This is a genomic window from Erythrobacter sp. WG (genome assembly GCF_026586795.1).
Taxonomy (GTDB): Bacteria; Pseudomonadota; Alphaproteobacteria; order Sphingomonadales; family Sphingomonadaceae; genus Erythrobacter.
Genome location: NZ_JAPFGY010000008.1, coordinates 50,333 through 70,971, shown reverse-complemented (window position 1 = coordinate 70,971; position 20,639 = coordinate 50,333). Strand labels below are relative to the sequence as shown.

Annotated in this window: 27 protein-coding genes; 13 read left to right on the top strand and 14 right to left on the bottom strand. The window is 68.7% G+C overall.

The genetic code is table 11. From position 1 onward, the window contains the following. Positions 1-58: 58 nt before the first annotated feature. The 4 genes from OPU67_RS06110 to rpsI all read left to right on the top strand — a co-directional run bounded on the left by OPU67_RS06110 (position 59) and on the right by rpsI (position 2,594). On the top strand, positions 59-1,126 hold the full coding sequence (locus OPU67_RS06110; protein WP_267618373.1) for a COX15/CtaA family protein: 1,068 nt from the start codon (positions 59-61) through the stop codon (positions 1,124-1,126). Then, a complete protein-coding gene (gene cutA / locus OPU67_RS06105) occupies positions 1,126-1,446 on the top strand; it encodes a divalent-cation tolerance protein CutA (RefSeq protein ID WP_267618371.1) in 321 nt (106 codons plus the stop codon). Before OPU67_RS06110 ends, cutA begins: the two co-directional genes overlap by 1 nt. A gap of 153 nt (positions 1,447-1,599) precedes the next feature. After that, positions 1,600-2,079: a 50S ribosomal protein L13 gene (gene rplM, locus OPU67_RS06100; RefSeq protein ID WP_267618369.1), complete on the top strand. Its 480-nt coding sequence runs from the start codon at positions 1,600-1,602 to the stop codon at positions 2,077-2,079. After that, entirely contained in the window at positions 2,079-2,594 is a 516-nt protein-coding gene (gene rpsI, locus OPU67_RS06095) for a 30S ribosomal protein S9 (RefSeq protein ID WP_267618367.1), read from the top strand. Before rplM ends, rpsI begins: the two co-directional genes overlap by 1 nt. A gap of 78 nt (positions 2,595-2,672) precedes the next feature. Here rpsI and OPU67_RS06090 read toward each other — a convergent pair whose 3' ends face one another. From OPU67_RS06090 to OPU67_RS06075, 4 genes are all read right to left on the bottom strand, one after another. Then, a complete protein-coding gene (locus OPU67_RS06090; RefSeq protein ID WP_267618365.1) occupies positions 2,673-2,870 on the bottom strand; it encodes a hypothetical protein in 198 nt (65 codons plus the stop codon). Between the two features lie 160 nt (positions 2,871-3,030). Beyond that, positions 3,031-3,891 (bottom strand): metallophosphoesterase family protein, encoded by an 861-nt coding sequence (locus OPU67_RS06085; protein WP_267618364.1) that lies wholly within the window; start codon positions 3,889-3,891, stop codon positions 3,031-3,033. Next, positions 3,881-4,741 (bottom strand): diacylglycerol/lipid kinase family protein, encoded by an 861-nt coding sequence (locus OPU67_RS06080; RefSeq protein ID WP_267618361.1) that lies wholly within the window; start codon positions 4,739-4,741, stop codon positions 3,881-3,883. Before OPU67_RS06080 ends, OPU67_RS06085 begins: the two co-directional genes overlap by 11 nt. Positions 4,742-4,772: 31 nt before the next feature. Continuing rightward, complete coding sequence (locus OPU67_RS06075) at positions 4,773-5,045, bottom strand: hypothetical protein (RefSeq protein WP_267618359.1); 273 nt, start codon at positions 5,043-5,045, stop codon at positions 4,773-4,775. A gap of 236 nt (positions 5,046-5,281) precedes the next feature. Between OPU67_RS06075 and OPU67_RS06070 the strand changes: the two genes are divergently transcribed. Then, a complete protein-coding gene (locus OPU67_RS06070; RefSeq protein ID WP_267618357.1) occupies positions 5,282-5,605 on the top strand; it encodes a UrcA family protein in 324 nt (107 codons plus the stop codon). A gap of 156 nt (positions 5,606-5,761) precedes the next feature. Here OPU67_RS06070 and OPU67_RS06065 read toward each other — a convergent pair whose 3' ends face one another. From OPU67_RS06065 to fumC, 3 genes are all read right to left on the bottom strand, one after another. Further along, positions 5,762-6,517: a LytR/AlgR family response regulator transcription factor gene (locus tag OPU67_RS06065; protein ID WP_267618356.1), complete on the bottom strand. Its 756-nt coding sequence runs from the start codon at positions 6,515-6,517 to the stop codon at positions 5,762-5,764. Further along, the gene (locus OPU67_RS06060) at positions 6,510-7,787 is read right to left on the bottom strand and encodes a sensor histidine kinase (RefSeq protein WP_267618355.1); all 1,278 of its coding nucleotides are present in this window, start codon (positions 7,785-7,787) and stop codon (positions 6,510-6,512) included. Before OPU67_RS06060 ends, OPU67_RS06065 begins: the two co-directional genes overlap by 8 nt. A gap of 128 nt (positions 7,788-7,915) precedes the next feature. Further along, positions 7,916-9,331 (bottom strand): class II fumarate hydratase, encoded by a 1,416-nt coding sequence (gene fumC / locus OPU67_RS06055; RefSeq protein WP_420708966.1) that lies wholly within the window; start codon positions 9,329-9,331, stop codon positions 7,916-7,918. 207 nt (positions 9,332-9,538) lie between these two features. Between fumC and OPU67_RS06050 the strand changes: the two genes are divergently transcribed. Genes OPU67_RS06050 through OPU67_RS06030 form a run of 5 tightly spaced genes read left to right on the top strand, consistent with a single transcriptional unit; the run spans position 9,539 to position 14,805 of the window. Further along, complete coding sequence (locus OPU67_RS06050) at positions 9,539-10,132, top strand: protein-L-isoaspartate O-methyltransferase family protein (RefSeq protein WP_267618354.1); 594 nt, start codon at positions 9,539-9,541, stop codon at positions 10,130-10,132. Beyond that, the gene (locus tag OPU67_RS06045) at positions 10,129-11,598 is read left to right on the top strand and encodes a TolC family outer membrane protein (RefSeq protein WP_420708965.1); all 1,470 of its coding nucleotides are present in this window, start codon (positions 10,129-10,131) and stop codon (positions 11,596-11,598) included. The genes OPU67_RS06050 and OPU67_RS06045 overlap by 4 nt, the downstream gene beginning before the upstream one ends. 57 nt (positions 11,599-11,655) lie before the next feature. Further along, the gene (locus OPU67_RS06040; protein WP_267618352.1) at positions 11,656-12,156 is read left to right on the top strand and encodes a DUF2497 domain-containing protein; all 501 of its coding nucleotides are present in this window, start codon (positions 11,656-11,658) and stop codon (positions 12,154-12,156) included. 52 nt (positions 12,157-12,208) lie between these two features. Next, positions 12,209-14,383, top strand: coding sequence for an alpha/beta hydrolase family protein (locus tag OPU67_RS06035; RefSeq protein ID WP_267618350.1), 2,175 nt, complete (start codon positions 12,209-12,211; stop codon positions 14,381-14,383). Continuing rightward, positions 14,380-14,805, top strand: a complete 426-nt coding sequence (locus OPU67_RS06030) for a (2Fe-2S) ferredoxin domain-containing protein (RefSeq protein ID WP_267618349.1) — start codon at positions 14,380-14,382, stop codon at positions 14,803-14,805. Before OPU67_RS06035 ends, OPU67_RS06030 begins: the two co-directional genes overlap by 4 nt. Here OPU67_RS06030 and OPU67_RS06025 read toward each other — a convergent pair. Continuing rightward, complete coding sequence (locus OPU67_RS06025; protein ID WP_267618348.1) at positions 14,802-15,113, bottom strand: hypothetical protein; 312 nt, start codon at positions 15,111-15,113, stop codon at positions 14,802-14,804. The two genes, OPU67_RS06030 and OPU67_RS06025, sit on opposite strands and share 4 nt — an antisense overlap. A gap of 145 nt (positions 15,114-15,258) precedes the next feature. Between OPU67_RS06025 and OPU67_RS06020 the strand changes: the two genes are divergently transcribed. From OPU67_RS06020 to xth, 3 genes are read left to right on the top strand one after another with little or no spacing between them, the layout of a single operon-like run. Beyond that, on the top strand, positions 15,259-15,690 hold the full coding sequence (locus tag OPU67_RS06020; RefSeq protein WP_267618347.1) for a CBS domain-containing protein: 432 nt from the start codon (positions 15,259-15,261) through the stop codon (positions 15,688-15,690). 40 nt (positions 15,691-15,730) lie between these two features. Then, the gene (gene erpA / locus OPU67_RS06015; protein ID WP_267618346.1) at positions 15,731-16,063 is read left to right on the top strand and encodes an iron-sulfur cluster insertion protein ErpA; all 333 of its coding nucleotides are present in this window, start codon (positions 15,731-15,733) and stop codon (positions 16,061-16,063) included. Positions 16,064-16,101: 38 nt separating this feature from the next. After that, positions 16,102-16,896: an exodeoxyribonuclease III gene (xth, locus tag OPU67_RS06010; RefSeq protein WP_267618345.1), complete on the top strand. Its 795-nt coding sequence runs from the start codon at positions 16,102-16,104 to the stop codon at positions 16,894-16,896. A 90-nt stretch (positions 16,897-16,986) separates the two neighbouring features. On the opposite strand, the gene OPU67_RS06005 is transcribed toward xth, so the two are convergent. The 6 genes from OPU67_RS06005 to dnaQ all read right to left on the bottom strand — a co-directional run bounded on the left by OPU67_RS06005 (position 16,987) and on the right by dnaQ (position 20,617). After that, positions 16,987-17,634: a cell wall hydrolase gene (locus tag OPU67_RS06005; RefSeq protein ID WP_267618344.1), complete on the bottom strand. Its 648-nt coding sequence runs from the start codon at positions 17,632-17,634 to the stop codon at positions 16,987-16,989. A 188-nt stretch (positions 17,635-17,822) separates the two neighbouring features. Then, positions 17,823-18,164: a DUF1491 family protein gene (locus OPU67_RS06000; RefSeq protein ID WP_267618343.1), complete on the bottom strand. Its 342-nt coding sequence runs from the start codon at positions 18,162-18,164 to the stop codon at positions 17,823-17,825. Beyond that, positions 18,161-18,649 (bottom strand): PaaI family thioesterase, encoded by a 489-nt coding sequence (locus OPU67_RS05995; RefSeq protein WP_267618342.1) that lies wholly within the window; start codon positions 18,647-18,649, stop codon positions 18,161-18,163. Before OPU67_RS05995 ends, OPU67_RS06000 begins: the two co-directional genes overlap by 4 nt. A 17-nt stretch (positions 18,650-18,666) precedes the next feature. Next, a complete protein-coding gene (locus OPU67_RS05990; protein WP_267618341.1) occupies positions 18,667-19,128 on the bottom strand; it encodes a PTS sugar transporter subunit IIA in 462 nt (153 codons plus the stop codon). A gap of 154 nt (positions 19,129-19,282) precedes the next feature. After that, the gene (gene hpf, locus OPU67_RS05985) at positions 19,283-19,849 is read right to left on the bottom strand and encodes a ribosome hibernation-promoting factor, HPF/YfiA family (protein ID WP_267618340.1); all 567 of its coding nucleotides are present in this window, start codon (positions 19,847-19,849) and stop codon (positions 19,283-19,285) included. 63 nt (positions 19,850-19,912) lie between these two features. Then, positions 19,913-20,617, bottom strand: a complete 705-nt coding sequence (gene dnaQ / locus OPU67_RS05980) for a DNA polymerase III subunit epsilon (RefSeq protein ID WP_267618338.1) — start codon at positions 20,615-20,617, stop codon at positions 19,913-19,915. Positions 20,618-20,639 lie beyond the last annotated feature (22 nt).

The window sequence follows — 20,639 nt, the reverse complement described above, 5'->3', positions numbered from 1 at the left end:
CCCTTTGCGCCGAACGGACTTGCAGAACCGGGCCGGGAGGAACAAGGAGCAAACCGTCATGGCCACCTCCGCCTCGGTCTCGCGCCTGTTCGCCGCTCACGCCGCTTCCCGCGCCCGGCCGCGCGCCATCGCCCGCTGGCTTTGGATCGTCGCGGCGCTGGTCGTCACCATCGTCGTCGTCGGCGGGATCACCCGGCTGACCGAAAGCGGGCTGTCGATCACCGAATGGAATGTCGTCAGCGGCATCCTCCCGCCGCTGTCGGAGGCGCAGTGGCAGGCGGAATTCGCCAAGTACCAGACCACCACCCAGTTCCGGGTCGAGAGCGGCCCGGCGGGAATGGACCTTGCCGCCTTCAAGTTCATCTTCTTCTGGGAATGGTTCCACCGCATCCTCGGCCGGGTGATCGGCATGGCCTACCTGCTGCCGCTGCTGTTCTTCGCCGCGCGCCGAGCCATCCCGGCGGGATATGGCTGGCGGCTGGCGGCGATGTTCGGGCTGATCCTCGGGCAAGGGGCGCTCGGCTGGTACATGGTGTCCTCCGGCGTCGGCGAGACCGACCTCACCAGCGTGAGCCACTTCCGCCTCGCCGCGCACCTCCTGACCGCGCTGTTCCTGCTCGCGGGCCTCGTGTGGACCGCACGCGATCTCGTGCAGCTGGCGCGGGACCCGGCCGCGCGGCCCGCCCACCTCACCCCCGGCGCCGCGCTGGTCGGCGCGGTGCTGTTCGTGCAGCTGATGCTCGGCGCCTGGGTCGCGGGGCTCGACGCGGGGCTTGCCGCGAACGACTGGCCGCTGATGAACGGTCGGCTGGTGCCCGAGATCGACTGGTCGCGGGGGGCCGTGTGGACGCTCACCCACGATCCCTTCCTCATCCACTTTCTGCACCGCTGGTGGGCCTGGGTCGCGGTCGCCGCGCTGGTGTGGCTGGCGCGCAGCGTGCGCAAGACCGACCGGTTCGCGAGCATCGCGGTGCACTCGGCGTTCGGGACGATGGTGCTGCTCGGCATCGCCACGGTGATGAGCGGCGTCTCCTTGTGGATCGCGGTCTCGCACCAGCTGGTCGGCGCGCTCACCGTGGTGGCGACCACCTGGGCGATGCACTCGCTGGGCCGGAGAGCTGCCTGATGTCGGGCGCGGCGCTTATCTGGTGCCCCTTCCCCGACGCCGAGAGCGCCCGCACCGCCGCCGACGCGTTGCTCGATGATGCCTTGATCGCCTGCGCCAACATCACAGGCGCCATCGAGAGCCGCTTCGTCTGGGACGGCGCGCGCGCCACCGGGAGCGAGGTGGGCGTGCTGTTCAAGACCACCGCCGCCCGGCTCGAGGACGTGATCGAGCGGCTCGGCGAGCTCCATCCCTACGACACCCCGGCGATCCTTGGCTGGCAAGTTGATGAAACACACCCGGCGACGCTCGGTTGGTTGACAGGCAGCGTTTCCGACTAGCGGTATTATTTTACCGCATCCCAAAGTGGCGCTTTTGCTTGACTTTGCGCCCCCCGGAGGACATTTGCGCGCCACTTCGCTCCCGGGCCCGGCCCGTGGGGGTGATTCTTCCGGACATCTCCCGGCAGAGCATTCGAACCAAGGACACATGCCATGAAGGCGCTCAGCAAGCAGACCCGGTCGATCAAACCGGCCGAGGTCGAAAAGAACTGGCACATCATCGACGCCGACGGTCTCGTCGTGGGTCGTCTTGCCTCGATCATCGCCAACATCCTGCGCGGCAAGACCAAGCCGAGCTACACCCCGCACGTCGATTGCGGCGATCACGTGATCGTCATCAACGTCGAGAAGGTGCGCTTCACCGGCAACAAGATGGGCGACAAGGTCTATTACAAGCACACCGGCCACCCCGGCGGCATCAAGGAAACCACCCCCGCCAAGGTGCTGGGCGGCCGTTTCCCCGAGCGCGTGCTCGAAAAGGCTGTCGAGCGCATGATCCCGCGCGGCCCCCTCGGCCGCCAGCAGATGAAGGCGCTGCACCTCTATGCCGGCAGCGAGCATCCCCATGACGGCCAGAAGCCGCAGGTGCTCGACGTTGCTTCCATGAACCGCAAGAACAAGGTGGCCGCGTAATGGCTGACGAAACCGCAACCGTCTCGGATCTCGCCGATCTCAAGGACATCGCCGCCGGCGTGCCGCAGGGCGACGCTGCCGAAATCGCCCGCGTCACCGCCCCGCTGCGTGAGCGCGAAGTCGATGCGCAGGGCCGTTCCTACGCCACCGGCCGCCGCAAGGACGCGGTCGCCCGCGTGTGGGTCAAGCCCGGCACCGGCAAGATCACCATCAACGGCCGCGATCAGGAAACCTACTTCGCGCGTCCGACCCTGCGTCTGGTGATCAACCAGCCCTTCACCGTCACCGACCGCACCGGCCAGTATGACGTCGTCGCCACCGTGCGCGGCGGCGGCCTGTCGGGCCAGGCGGGCGCCGTGAAGCACGGCATCGCGCAGGCGCTCAGCAAGTACGAGCCGGAACTGCGCGGCGCGGTGAAGGCCGAAGGCTTCCTCACCCGTGACAGCCGCGTGGTCGAGCGCAAGAAGTACGGCAAGGCCAAGGCCCGCCGCAGCTTCCAGTTCTCGAAGCGCTAAGCCTTACCTTCGAAATCAGAAGAAGAGGGCGGCCCCGCAAGGGAGCCGCCCTTTTCGTGTGCGCAGCCGCCGGGAGACTCAGCGCTGCAGCAGCATGATTCCGAAGGCGAGCCCGCTTCCCGAACAGAACACCGGCCAGGACCAGTAGAAGCTCGCGTCGGCCACATGAACCAGGTGGATCGCCAGCGGCCCGGCGGACGTGCCCTGCGAGCCGATCACGAGCGCCACCACGCCCGAAAGGACCGCGCCGAACGTGATCGCCTTGATGAGGTCCATCGCTCCTGTTCCTTTGGCAAGCGGATTGCCGGGGCGGCGAGACCGGGGGGGTGGCCATACCGTCTCGTCCGTCCCGACGCGGCCATTTCACCAAGAAAGCGTTAACATGGCTCCTAGAGAAAGCCTTAAGCCGTCCGGGGCGCAGGTTAAGGCGGGGGGCTCAGTGGACCGGCGGATCGACTTCCGGCACGCGGTTCACGGGCGCGACCGGCTCGGCCTCGGTGCGCGGCGGGAGCGCATTGGCGGGCACGTCCTCGATCTGCATGTCGCTGGTCGGCACGTGCTCGAGATTGCGCGCCGTCACGGTCAGGCTCGCCCCGTCCCAGACCAGCTCGTTGAAGCTCGGCGGGGTCGAGCGCAGGCGTTTCGACAGGGTGCCTGCGCCGATCATTCGCACATCGCCCGCAGAGGTGGGCTCGGCAATGTCGAAGGGATCGTGGACATGGCCCGACAGCACCCCGAGGACGCCGCGCTGCGCCAAGGAGGTCAGCGCCTGCTCGCCGTGGCGGGTGAGCGCGGTGCCATGGGTGCCGACCTCGCGCAGGGGATGGTGCACGGCGACCAGCGCGCGCGTGCCCGCGGGCAGCGCGTCGAGCGCGGCAAGACACTCGGCCAAGGCCTGGTCGGTCACCCAGCCCTTCGACCAGTTGAAGCGCGGCTGCCATCGCCGCACCGTCTTCAGCGGCACGATCGCAAGGCCCGGCAGCAGCAGCTCGCGCTCGACCAGCGCCTTCATCCCCTCGAAGCGCTTGTAGGGGGTCAGGAACCGTTCGACCGGGTTGAAATAGGGCATATCGTGATTGCCGATGCTGATCGTCACCGGCACGTCGAGGCTGGTGATCCACGCCGTCGCCGCGTCCCATTCGCGGTGGCGGGCGCGCATGGTGTGATCGCCGGTGATCGCCACGGCGTGCGGGCGCTTGGCCGCGATCTCGCGCTTCACCCAGGCGAGCGCGGCGCGGTCTTCGAGCCCGAAATGGATGTCGGACAGGTGGAAGAGGCGGGTCGGCTCAGAGGTCATGCGCGGTCGCCAGCAGGTCGACGCCGCAGGGCTCGACGGTGAATGTGCAAGGCGAGGGGCACTGCGCGGGTTCTCCGTCGATGAGGCAGTCGAGGGGGCTGCCGTCGATGCTGGCGAGGCGGATGCTCGCCGCGACGCCGAGCCGATCGTGCGGGCCCTCGCGGAAGCGGCGGCGCAGCACCGCCCAGGCCTGTCCGGCGTATTCGAGCGGCGCCTCGGCATAGTAGCCATCGGCCTGGAGCCCGTGCTCTCCGGGCGTGAGCTCGATCAGCGGATAGCCGCCCTCGCGCGCCAGGGCATTGTCCGGGGCGAGCACGAAGGGGCCGGTGGCACTTTGCCGGATCGCTGCGATCGCGCCAGTAGCGACTTCGGCGATCGCCATGTTCCGCATCGATTCGCGCACCCGGCTCCAGCAGGTGCCCGGGCCGACCAGAAGCCCGGCCGTGGCCAGCCCCGCATCGCAGCGCACGCAGGCGAGCCGGCCCGGACGCGCGCCGCCGGCGGCGACGATGTCGAGAATCTGCTCGAAACCGAGGTCGCGGTGCAGGCGGCGGGCGAGCAGGTTCATGGTCCCGCCGGGCAACACCACCACCGCCCCGCCCCAGCCCGCAAGGCCGTTGACCAGCGCATTGACGGTGCCGTCGCCGGTGTAGACCACCACCAGCGCCACGCCTGCGGCATCGAGCGCGGCAGGGGTGGGCAGATCGTCGTCGGGAAAGGCGATCACCCGCCCGACCCGGAAGCCCCGCTCGGCGAGGGCGGCGGCGACGGTGTCGGTCGAGGAGGCGGTGTTGTTCCCGCTCGCCGGGTTGACGACCAGCCAGCAGGCCGGGTTCGCAAGCACGTTCATGGTCAGCCCGCTCCTTCCGCCGTCCGGCGCTTCAGACCCGGCGGCTCAGGATGAGCCACGCCGCGCCCGCATTGAAAACGCTGTAGGCCACATAGGCCCAGGCAAAGCCCGGCCAGCCCCGCACCGACAGCAGCAGCGCGAAGAACAGCACCGCAAATTCGCTCCCCAGCGCAGCGCGGCGGCCGATCCGCTGGCTGCTCGCGGGCAGGCGCGCGAACAGCGGGTGCCCGCTGTCGAAAACGGCGCGGTTGATCGCGAAGTTGGCGATGCCGAGCAGGAAGATGATCAACGTCGCCGGACCCATGGACCGCAATATGGGCTCGCGCCCGTCGATTGGAAACAGCCATTTGTCGCCCGCTTCAGGCCGTTGATCTCATCGCCCCCGCCCCGGTCGAGCGCGTGCTGCGGGTTGATCGAAGGCCGAATGCGCGAGGGTGCGGCGCCGCGTATTCATGGCCTCAGCAGGGTGACTGGCCCCCCCCCCCCCCCGGATCGAGCCCCCGCCGATCCCAGCCCCTGCGAGAGATGGAGACAACAGTCATGAACACCCTTGCGAAAATCATCGTCCCTGCCCTTGCCACGCTGGGCATCGCCGGCACCGCCGTCACCCCCGCCGTCGCCGAGAACGTCGACCGCTCGTTCGTCTCGGTTTCCTACCGCGACCTCGATCTCGCCACGGCGAAGGGCCAGAAGCTGTTCGACCAGCGCGTCGAGCGCGCGGTGCGCCAGGTCTGCCGCACCACCAACCCCAGCACCGGCACCCGGCTGATGAGCCAGGACGCGCTCGCCTGCCTCGCCAAGGCCCGTTCCGACGCGAAGCAGAAGATGGCGGCCATCATCGCGAATGAGCAGCGCGGCGGCTGAACCGCGCTCGCCTGCCTGCACCGCCATCCCGGCGCGGTGCAGATCATACGGCCCGAACCCTTCCAGTCCCTGGGGTTCGGGCCGTTTTTTGTTTCGCGGTTTCGCTGACGCGAAACGCACACCCCCCGCCACCGAAGGTGGCACGCGAACGAAAACCTACCTCCCGGCCATCGCCTTGACGCGGGCGAGGTAGGTGCGGCCGATCCTCAGCGCCTCGCCGCTCACCAGTTCCGCCGACCACACGCCGAGGCCGTCGTGCCTCAGGCCCCGGATATGATCGCGGCGCAGGATGGTGGAGCGGTGGATGCGGATGAACTGTTCGGGATCGAGCCGTTCTTCCAGCCCGGCGATGGTCTGGAGCAGCAGGTAGGACCGCCCGCTGTCCGCCCCGCCGACATGGAGGCGCACGTAATCGCGCTCGGCATCGATCTGGTGGACCTCGCTGACCGCGATGCGCAGCAGCTCGGAGCGATGCGGCACCCACAGCTCGTCGAGGTAGCGGCTGGCCTTCTGCCGGCGCTGGCCGCGGCGGGCGACGGCGCGCTCGATCGCGCGCTCCAACCGGTCGGCGGAGACGGGCTTCAGGACATAGTCGACCGCTTCGAGGTCGAAGGCCTCGACCGCGAAATGATCGTGCGCGGTGACGAAGATCACCACCGGCGCCTGCGGCTGCGCGGCAAAGGCCCTCGCAACGCCGAGCCCGTCCAGTTCCGGCATGGTCATGTCGAGCAGCACGAGATCGGGCTGGAGCTTCTCGGCGAGGCGCAGCGCGGCGGCCCCGTCGCTGGCGGTGCCGACCACGCGCACGGCGGGAATCTCGGCGCAGATCACCTGCACCCGTTCGACCGCGAGCGGTTCGTCGTCGACGATCAGGGTACGCAATTCGGGCGTGTCGGTGTCGGTCTCATGCATGGCGGTTTGCCTGATGACTCAACGGGCGTGACAAGGGAATACGGATTTCGGTGCAATAGCCGCCCGGCACCGGGGCCGAGCTGAAGCCGATATCGGGCCCGAACCGCGCCTCCAGACGGTCACGCACGTTGGCAAGGCCGATCCCGAAGCCGTGGGTGGTGCCTTGCGGCACGCCCGGGCCATCATCGCCGACGGTGATGACGAGCCGGTCGAACTCCTCGCGCGCGGCGAGGGTAATGGTGACGGGGCGCGAGACCGGCGAGACGGCATATTTCACCGAATTCTCGACCAGCGGTTGCAGAATCATGCCGGGCACGCGCGCCTCCTCGAGATCCTCGGGCAGATCGAAGACGCACACCAACCGGGTCGGGAAACGCACCGCCTCGATATCGAGGTAGAGCTTCTGGAGGTCGAACTCGTCCTTCAGCGCGACGTCGGCGGTCGGCTCGTTGGCGAGGCTATGGCGGTAGAAGCGGCTGATCGTCTGGATCATCCGCTCGGCGCGGTCGGCCTTGCCCGTCATCACCAGCGCGGAGAGCGAATTCAGTGTGTTGAACAGGAAATGCGGGTTCACCTGATAGCGCAGGGACCTGAGCTCGGCGGCCTTGGCGGCGGAGCGGAACTGCTCCTCGCGCCGCTGCGACGCGCGGGCCTGAACCCCGGCGAGCAGCGCGAAATAGGTCGACGCCCAGGCGAGCAGCAGGAAGTAGCGCCCCAGCGCCACGTCGAGCAGCTTGCGCCAGAAGTCGGCATAGGTCTCCGCCTGCTCGATCAGAACGCTCTGCGAATCCACCTGTGCGGACGGCAGGGCGGTGACCGGTTGGCCGGGCGCGGCGCTGCGCTTGACCGGCACGTCGATGAAGAAGTTGCCGCTCTCGTCCCGCCGCAGGTTGAGATTGTAGCGCTCGGCATAGGCCTGGCGCTGGGCGAACTCCATGTCCTTGAAGACGACATAGTTGACCTGGCCGATGGCGAGCGCGACCGGCAGGGCAAGCGCGATGGCCGCGAAGATCTTGAGCCACAGCGGGCGGTTGTCGAACAGCCGCAGCAGCAGCCACAGTACCAGCGTCAGCAGCACGCCGACGGCGGTCACCAGCAGCCGCCGCCAGCCGAGCTCGAACTGCATCCCGAGATCCATCACCAGGCTGCGCACGGTGGTGAGGGCGAAGTAGGTCGCCCACAGGACGACCATGGAGAACAGCACGGTCCGGAACGATACGGTGGGGGCGGGCTCGCGGTGCGCGGCTTCGCTGATCGGAATCGTGGTCATTGCGGCCGCCAGCGATAGACCTCCCGCCGCCCGAGCGCCACAGGCGCGGGCGCGCATCGTCGGGCAGGATGGGGCCTTGGTCGAAAGATGAACGGTTGTTCAGCCCCGACCAAGGTCGTGCCCCTGCCTCAATCCCGCGGGCGGATCATGTCCGAGGGCACCACCCACTGGGCAAACTGCTCTTCGGTGAGGAGGCCCAGCTCCAGCGCCGCCGCCTTGAGCGTGGTGCCTTCCGCGTGCGCTTTCTTGGCGATCTTGGCGGCGTTGTCGTAGCCGATGTGCGGATTGAGCGCCGTCACCAGCATCAGGCTTTCGTTCAGAAGCTGGGTGATGCGGGTGGTGTTCGCCTCGATCCCGACCACGCAATTGTCGGTGAAGGCATGGGCGGCATCGCCGATCAGTTTCATCGACTGGAGCACGTTGTAGATGATCACCGGCTTGAACACGTTGAGTTCGAGGTGCCCGTGCGAACCCGCGACCGTCACCGCGACATTGTTGCCCATCACCTGCGCGCAGACCATCGTCATCGCCTCGCACTGGGTCGGGTTGACCTTGCCCGGCATGATCGAGGAGCCCGGCTCGTTGGCGGGGAGGCTGAGTTCGCCGAGGCCGCTGCGGGGGCCGGAGCCGAGCAGGCGGATATCGTTGGCGATCTTCATCAGGCTGACCGCGAGGACGTTGAGCGCGCCCGAAATCTCCACCATTGCGTCATGCGCGGCGAGCGCTTCGAACTTGTTGGGCGCGGTGACGAAGGGGTGGCCGGTCTCGGTCGCGACCTCGGCGGCAAAGGCGGTGTCGAAGCCGACCTTGGCGTTGATCCCGGTACCGACCGCCGTGCCGCCCTGCGCCAGTTCGAGCACGCGGGGCAGCGCCGCTTCGACCCGGGCGATCCCGTAGGCGACCTGCTGCGCGTAGCCCGAGAACTCCTGCCCGAGCGTCATTGGCGTCGCGTCCTGCAAGTGGGTGCGGCCGATCTTGACGATGTCGGCGAATTCCTTCGCCTTGGCGTCGAGCGCACCGTGGAGCTTCTTGAGGGCAGGGAGGAGGTGATCGAGCGCCTCGCTCGCCGCGGCGATGTGCATCGCGGTCGGGAAGGTGTCGTTCGACGACTGGCCCATGTTGCAGTGGTCGTTGGGATGGACGGGCGACTTGCCGCCCTTCTTGCCGGTGAGGATCTCGTTCGCGCGGCTCGCGATCACCTCGTTGGCGTTCATGTTCGACTGGGTGCCGCTCCCGGTCTGCCACACCACCAGCGGGAACTGGTCGGCGAGGGTCCCGTCGATCACCTCTCGCGCGGCCTGGACGATCGCCTCGCCGATCCCCGCATCGAGCACGCCGAGCTTCATGTTCGCCCTTGCCGCCGAAAGCTTCTGGACACCGAGCGCTCGTACCAGCGCGGGCGGCATCCGCTCGCCGCCGATCGGGAAGTTGACGATCGAACGCTGGGTCTGCGCGCCCCAGTGGACGTGCGCGGGCACCGCCACCTCGCCCAGCGAATCGGTCTCGATCCGCGTCTCGCCGCTGCTCGTCGTCATGTCACTCATCGAACCGATCCCTCGCTAAGTCGAATTGCGCCCCATCGGGCCCGGCGCTCCCCTAAGCAACGCGGCGTGGGCCGTCAAAGGCGTAAACTCGCCGACCACATCGCCGCCGGTCATGGGGCAAACCGCTTGGAAGGCGGCACGGGCGGGTCTAAGGAGAGGGTTGACGAGCTGTATTACCCAGCCAATACAGTTGCACCGAAGAGAACGATGACCACGATGACGACCCTCACCGACACCACCACCGCCCGCCGCGCGATGATCGACAGCCAGCTGCGCACCAGCGGCGTGAACGAGGAATATGTGCTGGCGCGGATGCTCGCTGTCCCGCGCGAGGATTTCCTGCCGGCGGAAAAGGGCGCGCAGGCCTATATCGACCGTGCGGTGATGCTCGGGACGGCGGGGCACCTCGCCTCGCCGCTGTTCTACGGCAAGCTGCTGTCCGAGGCCGCGCCCGGCCCCGAAGACCGCGTGCTGGTGGTGGGCGGCGGCACCGGCTACCTCGCCGCGCTCGTCCGCCCGCTGGTCGCCGAGCTGGCCGAAATCTCCGCGAGCGAGGCGCTGACCGCCACCGGCAGCTACAGTCTGATCCTCGTCGACGGCGCGATCGAGCAGCTGCCCGAAAGCCTTGCAGGCGCGCTCGCCGCCGATGGGCGGATCGTCACCGGCCTGGTGCTGAGGCAGGTCACGCGGCTCGCCAGCGGGCGGAAGATCGCCGGGCAGGTCACGCTCGCGGCCGTAGAGGACCTCGGCATTCCGGTAATCCACGCCTTCGACGCGCCGAAGGGCTGGACCTTCGCGTGACCCGTGCCGCCGCCCTGCCGGGCCTGATGGCCGCCGCGAGCCTGCTCGCGCTTGCCGCCGCGCCCGCGCGGGCCGACGACCTGCGCGAAGCGCTGGTCAATGCCTATAACGGCAACCCGACGCTGAACGGCGCCCGCGCCAACCAGCGCGCGGTCGACGAGAGCGTGCCGATCCAGCGCGCCCAGGGCCTGCCTTCGGTCAACGTCACCGCGACCGAGACCGAGTTCCTGCGCCAGTCGGCCAACGCCTTCACCGCGCCCGAGCGCAACCTCAACGTCGGCGCGCAGGTGCTGGTGCCGGTCTATTCGGGCGGTGCGGTGAGGAACGGGATCGCCGCCGCCAAGGAACGCGTCGAGGCCGGGCAGGCGGACCTGCGCAACACGGAAAGCACGGTCTTCGCGCAGGTCGTCGCCGCCTATATGGACGTGCTGCGCACCGAGGCGCTGGTGGCGCTGGCGAACAACCAGGTGGCGGTGCTGCGCACCAACCTCGAGGCGACCAGCGACCGCTTCCAGATCGGCGACCTCACCATCACGGACGTGGCGCAATCGCGCTCGCGCCTCGCCGTTGCCGAGGGCGACCTGCGCTCGGCCGAGGCGAACCTCATCGCCGCGCGCGAGGCCTACGTCCGCCTCGTCGGCCGCGAGCCGGGCGAGCTCGAGGCGCCGCCGCCGCTGCCGGGCCTGCCTGACACCGTGGGCGAGGCGATCGTCACCGCGCTCGCAAACAACCCCAACCTCGATGCCGCCAAGCAGCGCGCCGAGGCCGCGGGCTTCGACACCAAGGTGGCGGGCGCAGGCCGGTTGCCCACGGTCGGCTTCTTCGCCAACGGCCAGTATTCGGACTTCTTCGGCACGCTCGGCGGCCCGATCGCGGCGAACTTCGTGCAGGCGGAAACCACCGCCAATGCCGGCGTGCGGATCACCATCCCGATTTTCCAGGGCGGGCTGCCCGCCGCCCAGCAGCGCCAGGCCGGCGCGCGCGAAAGCGCCGCGCTCGAGGACGTGATCGCCGCCGAGCGCCAGGTCATCGCCGAAACCCGCTCCACCTATGCCAACTGGCAGGCGGCCAACGCGGTCATCAGGAGCGCGCAGGCCGCGGTGGAAGCGGCCGAACTGAGCCTTGAAGGCGTGCGCGCGGAGAATTCGATCGGCAACCGCCAGATCCTCGACGTGCTCAACGCCGAGCAGGAGCTGGTGCAGACCCGCGCCCAGCTGGTGACCGCGCGGCGCAACGCCTATGTCGCCGGCTTCAACCTGCTGGCGCTGATGGGCAAGGCCGAGGCGCGCGATCTCAACCTCGAGACCGGCGGGCCGCTCTACGATCCCAAGGTCAACGCCGACCGGGTGAGCAGCAAGATGTGGGACTGGGACCGCGATCCCGAACCTGCCCCGAAATCGACCAGGACCGTTGACATTCCCCCCGCCACGGCAACAATCGGGCCGCAATTGCTGCCCGGCGAGTGAGGGCCGGTCCCGATTCGGGACGGCCTTCCGGGCGTGACGAAACGGGGGCATGAAGGCATGGCGCAAGAGAACGAGGCTTCGGTCGAGGAGATCCTCGAATCGATCAAGAAGGTGATCGCGCGCGACAACCGCGCCGGCGCGCTCGAAGCGCGGCGGCGGCGGATGCTGGTCGCGGACGAGGAGGACGATACCGAAGCGCCCGCCCCGCTGGCCCGCACCCACGCGGTGCGCGATGCCGACGAGGTGCTCGACCTTGCCGACATGGAATGCCAGCCGGAGCCCAGCGCGCTGCCGCTTCGCGAGCCGCTGGCGGAAGAAACGCCCTTGATCGCCGAAACGGTGCGCGATGCGATGCAGGAGAATCTCGCCGCGCTCGCGATGCTGGCCGAGCCGCCGGCGCGCCCGCAGATCGTGCGTTCGGGGGAGACCTCGCTCGAAGGGCTGACCCGCGAATTGCTGCGCCCGATGCTGGCCGAATGGCTGGAGGCGCACCTGCCGGCGATGGTCGAAAGCCTCGTGCAGGCGGAAATCGCACGGATCGTCGGCAAGCGTCGCTGACCCGCCGCCGCGGGGCTGGCGCCCGCGCGCCAAGCGGGCTAGTCCGGCGGCCATGGATCGCTTCACCGTTACCGGCGCCCTGATCGCCGCCGCCGCTCTCGTTTCCACCGCACCGCTGGCCGCCCAGGACGAAGCAAGGCCGCGCGCCGCCAGCACGGTTCCCGGCGTCGCCAGTCCGCCGATGAGCGCCGAGGATCTCGTCACCCTCCCGCGCCTTGGCGCGCCGGTGGTGAACGCGGCGGGGACGCTCGCGGTCTATGCCGTCACCACCACGGACCCGGCGTCCCTCAAGCGCACAACCGCGCTCTACCTCCTCGACCTGACGAAGGCAGGGGCGAAGCCGGTGGCGCTGAACCTCGGCCTCAAGGCCTCGGACCCGGCCTTCGGCGCGGACGGCGCGCTCTATTTCCTCTCCGGCGAGCACACCGACAAGAACGCCCCGGCACGCAGCCGCGTGTGGCGCGTGACCCTCGGCAAGGATGGCACGGCGGGTGCGCCCCAGCTCGTCACCGCCGCGACGACGCGCGACATCGCCGGCTTCAAGCTCGCCCGCAACGGCAGGGCCATCGCGGTGTGGGGCGAGGTGCCGCGCGACTGCCCGACCTTCGGCTGCGCCGATGCCAAGGCGGCCTACCTCCCCGGCCCCGGCACCGGACGCCTGTATGACGCGCAGGAGGGCTTCGTGCGCCACTGGGATCGCTGGGCGACCCCTGGCCTCTACAACCGCATCTTCGTCTTCCCGCTCGAGGGCGGCGTGGCGCAGGGCCAGGGCGTGCCCGCCGACGGCGTCGATCCGGCGAGCGGGATCACCGCCAACACGCCGACCATGCCCTTCGGCGGGGCCGAGGAGATCGACTTCGCGCCCGATGGCAGCGCGCTCTACTTCACCGCGCGGCTGACCGGCGCGGGCGAGCCGCTTTCGACCAACCTCGACATCTACCGCTCGCGGCTCGACGGGGCGAAGCCTGAACTGCTGACCGCCGCCAATCAAGCGACCGACACCGTCCCCGCCGTCTCGCCCGACGGCCGCTATCTCGCGTGGCTCGCCATGGACCGGCCGACCTACGAGGCCGATCGGCAATCGGTGCGCCTCATGGACCTGAAGTCGGGCGCGGTCCGCAATCTCACCGAGAAGGTCGACCTCTCTTTCGCCAGCCTCGCCTGGGCTGCGGACGGCAGGAGCCTGATCGCCACCGCGCAGAAGGTGCTCGACACCCCCGCCTTCCGCATCGACGTCGCGACCGGCAAGGTCACCGAGCTGAACCTCATGGCCGGCAACGAGGCGCACATCGCCAATCTCGTGCCGCTGCCGAAGGGCGGGGTGCTGTTCACCCGGGATTCGCTCGGCGCCCCGGCCGAGCTGTTCCTCTCGAGCGACATGGGCCAGGCGCGCCCGCTCACCGATGTCGCCACCACTCGGATGGGCGGCCTTGCGAACATCGTCACCCGCCGCTTCAGCTTCGCCGGCGCGAAGGGCGACACGGTGTGGGGCCAGATCACCCGCCTCGCCGACCAGACCGGACCGATCCCGGCGATCCTCTACATCCACGGGGGGCCGCAGGGCTCGTTCAACGACGCCTGGTCGAACCGCTGGAACCCGCGCGTCACCGCTTCGCAGGGCTATGCCGTCATCTCGGTCGATTTCCACGGGTCGACCGGCTACGGCCAGGCCTTCACCGACGCGATCCGCAAGGACTGGGGCGGCGCGCCGCTCGAGGACTTGCAGAAAGGCCTCGAGGCCGCCCTCGCGCTCGACACCCAGATCGACGGGTCGCGCGCCTGCGCCATGGGGGCGAGCTACGGCGGCTACATGGTCAACTGGATCGCCGGCAACTGGCCCGACCGCTTCAAGTGCATCGTCCAGCACGACGGCATCTTCGACACGCGCTCGATGGCCTATGCCACCGAGGAGCAATGGTTCACCCGCTGGGAGTTCGGCGGCAACTACGAGGAATCGCGCGAGATCCAGGAGAAGTGGAACCCCGCCAACCATGTCGCCCGGTGGAAGACGCCGATGCTGGTCGTCACCGGCCAGCAGGATTTCCGCGTCCCCTACACGCAAGGCCTGATGAGCTTCACCGCGCTCCAGGAACGCGGCATCCCCGCGCAGCTGCTCGTCTTCCCGGACGAGAACCACTGGGTGCTCGGCGCGAAGAACTCGCTGCAATGGCACAACACCGTCTTCGCCTGGCTCGACCGCTGGCTGAACCGGAACGGGGACAAGTGAGCGACCAGACGCTCGTCGCCGCGCGGCATTCGCTCGCCAAGCACTATGGCGATCCGCGCGAGGGCACCGCGGTCGGGCGGCACATCCTGCTGTGCGCCGTGTCCGAGAAGCAGAAATGCTGCTCGCGCGAGGCGGGCGAGGAGGCGTGGGGGTTTCTCAAGTCGCGGCTCAAGGAGCTCGGGCTCGTCGGGCCCCGGCGCGGGCCGGACAGCCGGCGCGGACCGGGCGGCGGGGTGCAGCGCACCAAGGCCGACTGCTTCCAGATTTGCGCCGCAGGGCCCATCGCGGTCGTTTGGCCGGACGGGGTGTGGTACCACTCGTGCAGCCCTGCGGTGCTTGAACGGATCATCCAGGAGCACCTCATCGGCGGCGTCCCGGTGGAGGACTTTCGGCTGACGGCGAAGCTCGCCGGCGAGGATTAATCCTCGCGCGGGCTCCACAGCTCGTCACGGCCGGGCATCTGGTTGTCGACCGATTCGTCGTGCCCCGTGCCGTTCGACAGGAACATCAGCCCCATCAGCCCGCCGCCAAGCAGCATCGTCAGGCTGATCCCCAGCGCCACCGCAATGTAGAAATGCACCGAGATCGCGCCATTGAAGGCGAACAGCACGCCCACCGCGATGGCCACCACCAGCACCGTCGCCGCCAGCAGCAGCTTCATGATCCGCCGGTAGCGCGCCCAGGCGTGGGCGGCGTTGGCGGGATCGTCGAGGGGGCTCTTGCGGGTCATCCTTCCGACATGGCCCGCGCCGCGGCGCTTGGCAACGCGCGAAAGCTGCAAGGGGCACGGCGTGCGGCGCAAGGCACCCTTCGGCAGGCGGATTCGCCTTTGCCTGCGAATCGTGGCATTTTCCGTGGGGGAAGAGGAGATTGCCATGACTGTTGCCCGCATCATCGAACGGCGCGGCCCGTCCGAGATCGTCGCCTGCGATTGCACCACCCCGGTCCACGAGGTCGTGCAGACCCTCGCCACCCGCCGGATCGGCGCGCTGCCGGTGCTGCGCGAGGGCCGGGTGGTCGGCATCGTCTCCGAGCGTGACGTGATCTACTGCCTCGCCGAGAAGGGCAGCACCTGCCTCGACCAGCCGGTGGAGACGATCATGACCTCGCCCGCCGTCACCGTCGAGCCCGCCACCACGGTGGACGAGGCGCTCGGCATGATGACCCGCCGCCGCTTCCGCCACTTCCCGGTGGTCGAGAACGGCGAGCTGGTCGCCTTCATCTCGATCGGCGATCTCGTGAAGCACAAGATGGACGAGGTCACCCACGAGGCCGAGGCGCTGCGGCAATATATCACGGTTGCGTGACAGACTTGAGGATCGGCCCGGCGCGCATTACCTTGGCGCCATGAGCGCCGAGCCCCTGATCCTCACCCCGTCTGCCGCCAAGCGCGTTGCCTTGATCGCGCAGAAGCAGTCGCGACCGGCGATCCTGCGTCTCGCGGTCGAGGGCGGGGGATGCTCGGGTTTCCAGTACAAGTTCGACCTCGCCGAATGTGCCGAACCCGATGATTCCGTTTCCGAAACCGACGGGGTCAAACTGGTGGTCGATCCCATGAGCCTCGATCTGATCGCCGGCAGCACGGTGGATTTCGTCGAGTCGCTGGGCGGCGCAGCCTTCAAGGTCGAGAATCCGCAGGCGGCCGCCGGCTGCGGCTGCGGGGCGAGCTTCGGGATTTGAGTTAGACCCGCGCGGGCCTTTCGGGCATCAGGGCGCGCATGAAGATCGCCACCTACAACATCAACGGCATCAAGGCCCGCCTGCCGCGCCTTCTCGAATGGCTGGAGGAGACCCGTCCGGCGGTCGCGTGCCTGCAGGAGATCAAGTCGCAGGACGAGGGCTTTCCGGCCGCCGAGATCGAGGCGCTGGGCTATGCCGTCCTCACCCACGGGCAGAAGGCCTTCAACGGCGTTGCGATCCTTGTCGATACGCGCGCGGGCTACACCTGCACCGAGGTGCGCCGCGGGCTCGGCATTCCCGGCCCGAATGAGGGCGACGAGGAGCAGGCGCGTTATCTCGAGGCGGACGTGTCAGGGGTGAGGATCGCTTGCCTCTACCTCCCCAACGGCAACCCGCATCCGGGGCCGAAGTTCACCTACAAGCTCGCCTGGATGGCGCGGCTGCGCGAGCGGATGGCCGAGATCTGGGCCGAGGAGGTGCCGGCGGTGGTGCTCGGCGACTTCAACGTCATCCCGCACGACGACGATGTCTGGTCGGTGAAAGCGATGGCCGCCGACGCTTTGATGCAGCCCGAAAGCCGCGCCGCCTATGCGCGCCTGCTCGCCGATGGCTGGGTGGACGCAATCCGCACCCATAATCCGCGCGGGGGGGTGTGGACCTATTGGGACTATCAGGCGGGGGCGTGGCAGCGTGATCACGGCTTTCGGATCGACCACATCCTGCTCTCGCCCGAATGCGCCGACCGGCTCGCGGCCTGCGGCGTCGACAAGGCCTATCGCGGGCGCGAGAAGGCGAGCGACCACACGCCTGTCTGGGTGCGTCTCAGCACCTGATGCAGCCATGAGGCGGTGATCGGCCCGCAGGGCCGCAAGCCCGAAGGGGCGCCCGCAGCCGCTCGCCCGAAGGGCGAAACGCGGCGAGGATCACCGATAGAAAATGTGCGTGTCGATCTGCGCGAGGCGGGTCTTGCCCGCGCTCCAGCCGGGTCGGACATAGCGGGCGTGGAAGAACACCGCGTCCTCCGCCTCGGATTCCCACAGACCCTTGTCGGCAATCGTCGCGATGGCGACGGCGCGGTTCCAGGCGGGGGAGCCTTCGCGGACCTTCGGCATCTTGCGGCCGCGCATGAAGGAGAATTGCCCGGGCTGGGCGACGACACCGCAATAGGAGCGCGGGAAGCGCCCGTCCTCGGTGCGGTTGACGATCACCTGCGCGACCGCCAGCTGCCCGGCAAGCGGCTCGCCGCGGGCCTCGAAATAGACCGCGCCGGCAAGGCAGCGCAGCTCCGCGCTCATCGGCGCGGCGGTGTCGATCATGCGCACCATCTCGGCGAGCGATCCGGCTTCGGTGAGGGCGGGGGCCTCGGGGGCCGCCGGGGCGAGCGGTTGGACGACCGGCTCGGACACCGTCTCGACGGCGGCAGGCACCAATTCGGGCGCAGCGGCCGGAGCGGGGGAGGCGAGATGTTCGCTGGCGGCTTCGGCCAGGGCGACGGCATGGTTGCCGGCCGGGAACATCGTGGTGGCGAACGCCAGGGCGGCGATCGCGGAAAACGCGGTCTTGCGACTCATGAACTCTGCAAATCGGGCGGTGAGCGCGCACGGGCGCAGGCGGGAACCTTTGTCCGATAAATCGGTTTATCGGGTTCGAAGAAGCCTGCCGGCCGCTCCCCGTCTGCGTGCTGGCGCTGCGGCCGAATTGCCGCCCTGCCAGCCTGCGCTTGGGAGTGGCGGCGCTCTGGCTGCGCTTGCCGTTTACGTCAACTCGATTCGTCGCAGCCCGCGACGAAGCGTTGCGGATCCGCGATATTAACCTCGATTAGCCAGCTATCGGGGTCCTGCTGGCGCCTGCGGTCCAGATATTCACCGAATTCCCAAGGCTTTTCAGCATCTTCTCGTCTCGTCGCAACAAAGCTGCGCGAACCGTCGAGCTGCGGCATCCTTTCGTGCAGCACAGCGTCCCTGCCGTGACACGAAGTCACCAGCAGGATCGTCCCCGCGTCGCGCTCGCCCTTGGCGAGCACCGTCGCGAATCCCCCCTGTGCCTCGGCGCGGCGAATGATCGCGCTCGCCTCGAGGTGGGCGGGGAGCCGTCCGCTCACAGCCCGGAAGGCCCGGCGGCCGCATAGCCCGGCAGGCTCGAGAGCGCGATGCGGCTGCGCATGAAGGTGCCCGTGCCGCGCCCGATCTCCTCGCCCTCGGCGTCCACCAGTCGCGCCTCGGCGACGAACACGCGGCGGCGCCCGCTCACCCAGCGGCCCTCGGCCGTCACCGTGCCGGCGCGGACCGGCTTGGTGAAGTGGAGGTTGAAGCTGGTGGTGAGGAGGAAGCGGTCGGTCGCCAGCGTGTTCGCGGCATAGAAGGCCGCATCGTCGAGCATCTTGAAATAGATCGTCCCGTGCGCAGCGCCTGCCGCATGATAATCCTCGGGGGTCACCGTGAAGGTCAGCTTCGAGCGGCCCTCGCCCGGGATGTGCAGCCTCGAGGCGAACTTGGCGTTGACCGGCGCCGAGGCATAGAGCCGCTCGAGCGCCCGGTAATGCTGCTCGGCCCCGCTCGGCGAAGGGAGATCGACGCTGGCAGCCATGGCGGGTGGTGGGGCGATCAGGCCGCGGTGCGCAGGAACTGGTTGGTCAGCAGCGCATAGGCCGCCTCGGTATCCGGCGAATCGGCGAGCATCTGGAGCATCGTCTCGTCCCGCGTCAGCCGCGAGATCGCCGCGAGCGCGTGGAGGTGCGTGGCGCCGGCATTTTCGGGCGAGACCAGCCCGCACACCAGCGTGACGGGGCGCGAATCCGCCGCGGCGAAGTCGATCGGTGCCTCCAGCCGGATCAGCGCGAGGCTGGGGCGGCGGATATCCTTGCTGCGGCAATGCGGGATCGCGACCCCGCGCCCGAACCCGGTGCTCCCCAGCGCCTCGCGCGCTTCAAGGTTCTCGAGCACCTCGGCCTCGCCCACGCCATAGGCCGAACTCAGCAGCTGCGCGGTGCGGGCCAGCACCTTGGGCTTGGTGTCCAGCCGCGCAAAGGCGATGGCCTGCGGAGAAAGAGCGAGGTTGACGTCCATCTTGTCACGAATCCCGTAGCCTGCGGCCCAGTGGCACAATCCGGTCCGGTCATGCTGCAAGAGCCTGCCGTCCGGGGCGGAGCCCCCCCTGCTGCCGCCGCCTGGGCTTGTCGATAGTGGCGCTTTGCCCTTAACGCAAAACTGTCACCAGACCCTATCTTGGCTCGACCCATCCGATCGAACCGTCGGCACGCCGATAAACCATATTATGCCGCCCCGTGCCAGCGTTTTTGAAGAACAGCGCGCTGGTATTCCTGAGGTCCATCAGCATCACCGCGTCCGCCACGCTCGCCGTCGGGATGTCGACGCGGGTCTCGGCGATCACCAGCGGCGCCTCGGCGACGACTTCCTCCTCCTCGTCCTCCTCGACCGCGAAGATCGTGTAGGCGGCCTCTTCCTCGCCGCGCGCGTAGCTCGCCTGTTCGTGGCGCGAGGTGAGGCGGCGCTTGTAGCGGCGCAGCTGCTTCTCGATCTTGCCGACCGCATCGTCGAAGGCGACATGGACATCGTGCGCGGTGCCCTGCGCCTTCAGGATCAGCCCCTGCATCACGTGCGTGACGATATCGCAGGTGAAGGAGCCCGCCGGCGCCTTGCCGAAGGTCACGTGGCTGGACAGCGCACGGTCGAAATACTTGTCGACGATCGCGCCCAGGCGCTCGCTCGCATGGGTTTGCAGCGCGGCGCCGGTGTCCATCTGGTGGCCGGAAATCCGAATGTCCATGAATGCAGTCCTCCCGTCAGTGATGAGGATCCCAGGGTTGAGGTGGTGTCGGGCGTCCGGGCTTCAAGCGGCCCAGATCGCGTCCTTGATTCCGGCGATGAACGCGCGGTGACGCTCCAGCTCCTCCGGGCTGGCGGCATGGGGACGGGGCTCGCGCCGCGGCCGGTCGGGGGCGGGGCGATACCAGGGGGCCGCAGGTGCGGCGTCGAGAACGGGAACGGCTTCGGCCGGCCCGTCGATCAGGCCGAGCCCGATCTGCCGCCCGCCGGTGAGTTCGACATAGACCTGCGCGAGCAGCTCGGCATCGAGCAGCGCGCCGTGCTTCACGCGGTGCGAGCGGTCGATGCCGTAGCGGGTGCACAGCGCATCGAGGCTGAGCTTGGCGCCCGGATGCTTGCGGCGGGCGATGGCGACGGTGTCGACCATGCGATCGAGGCTGACGGGCGCGCGCCCGGCCAGTTCCAGCTCGGCATTGAGGAAGCCGAAGTCGAAGCCCGCATTGTGCGCGACGAGCGGGGCATCGCCGAGAAATTCGAGCAGTTCGTCGGCACTTTCAGCAAAGCGCGGCTTGGTGGCGAGGAAGGCGGCGGACAAGCCGTGGACCCGTTCGGCCTCCACCGGCATATCGCGATCGGGGTTGAAATAGGCGTGGAAGGTGCGGCCGGTCTCGACCCGGCCGATCATTTCGACACAGCCGATTTCCACCATGCGGTCCCCCGTCTTGGGATCGAGCCCGGTGGTTTCGGTGTCGAAAATGACCTCACGCATTTGATGCACTATCTGCCCAAGT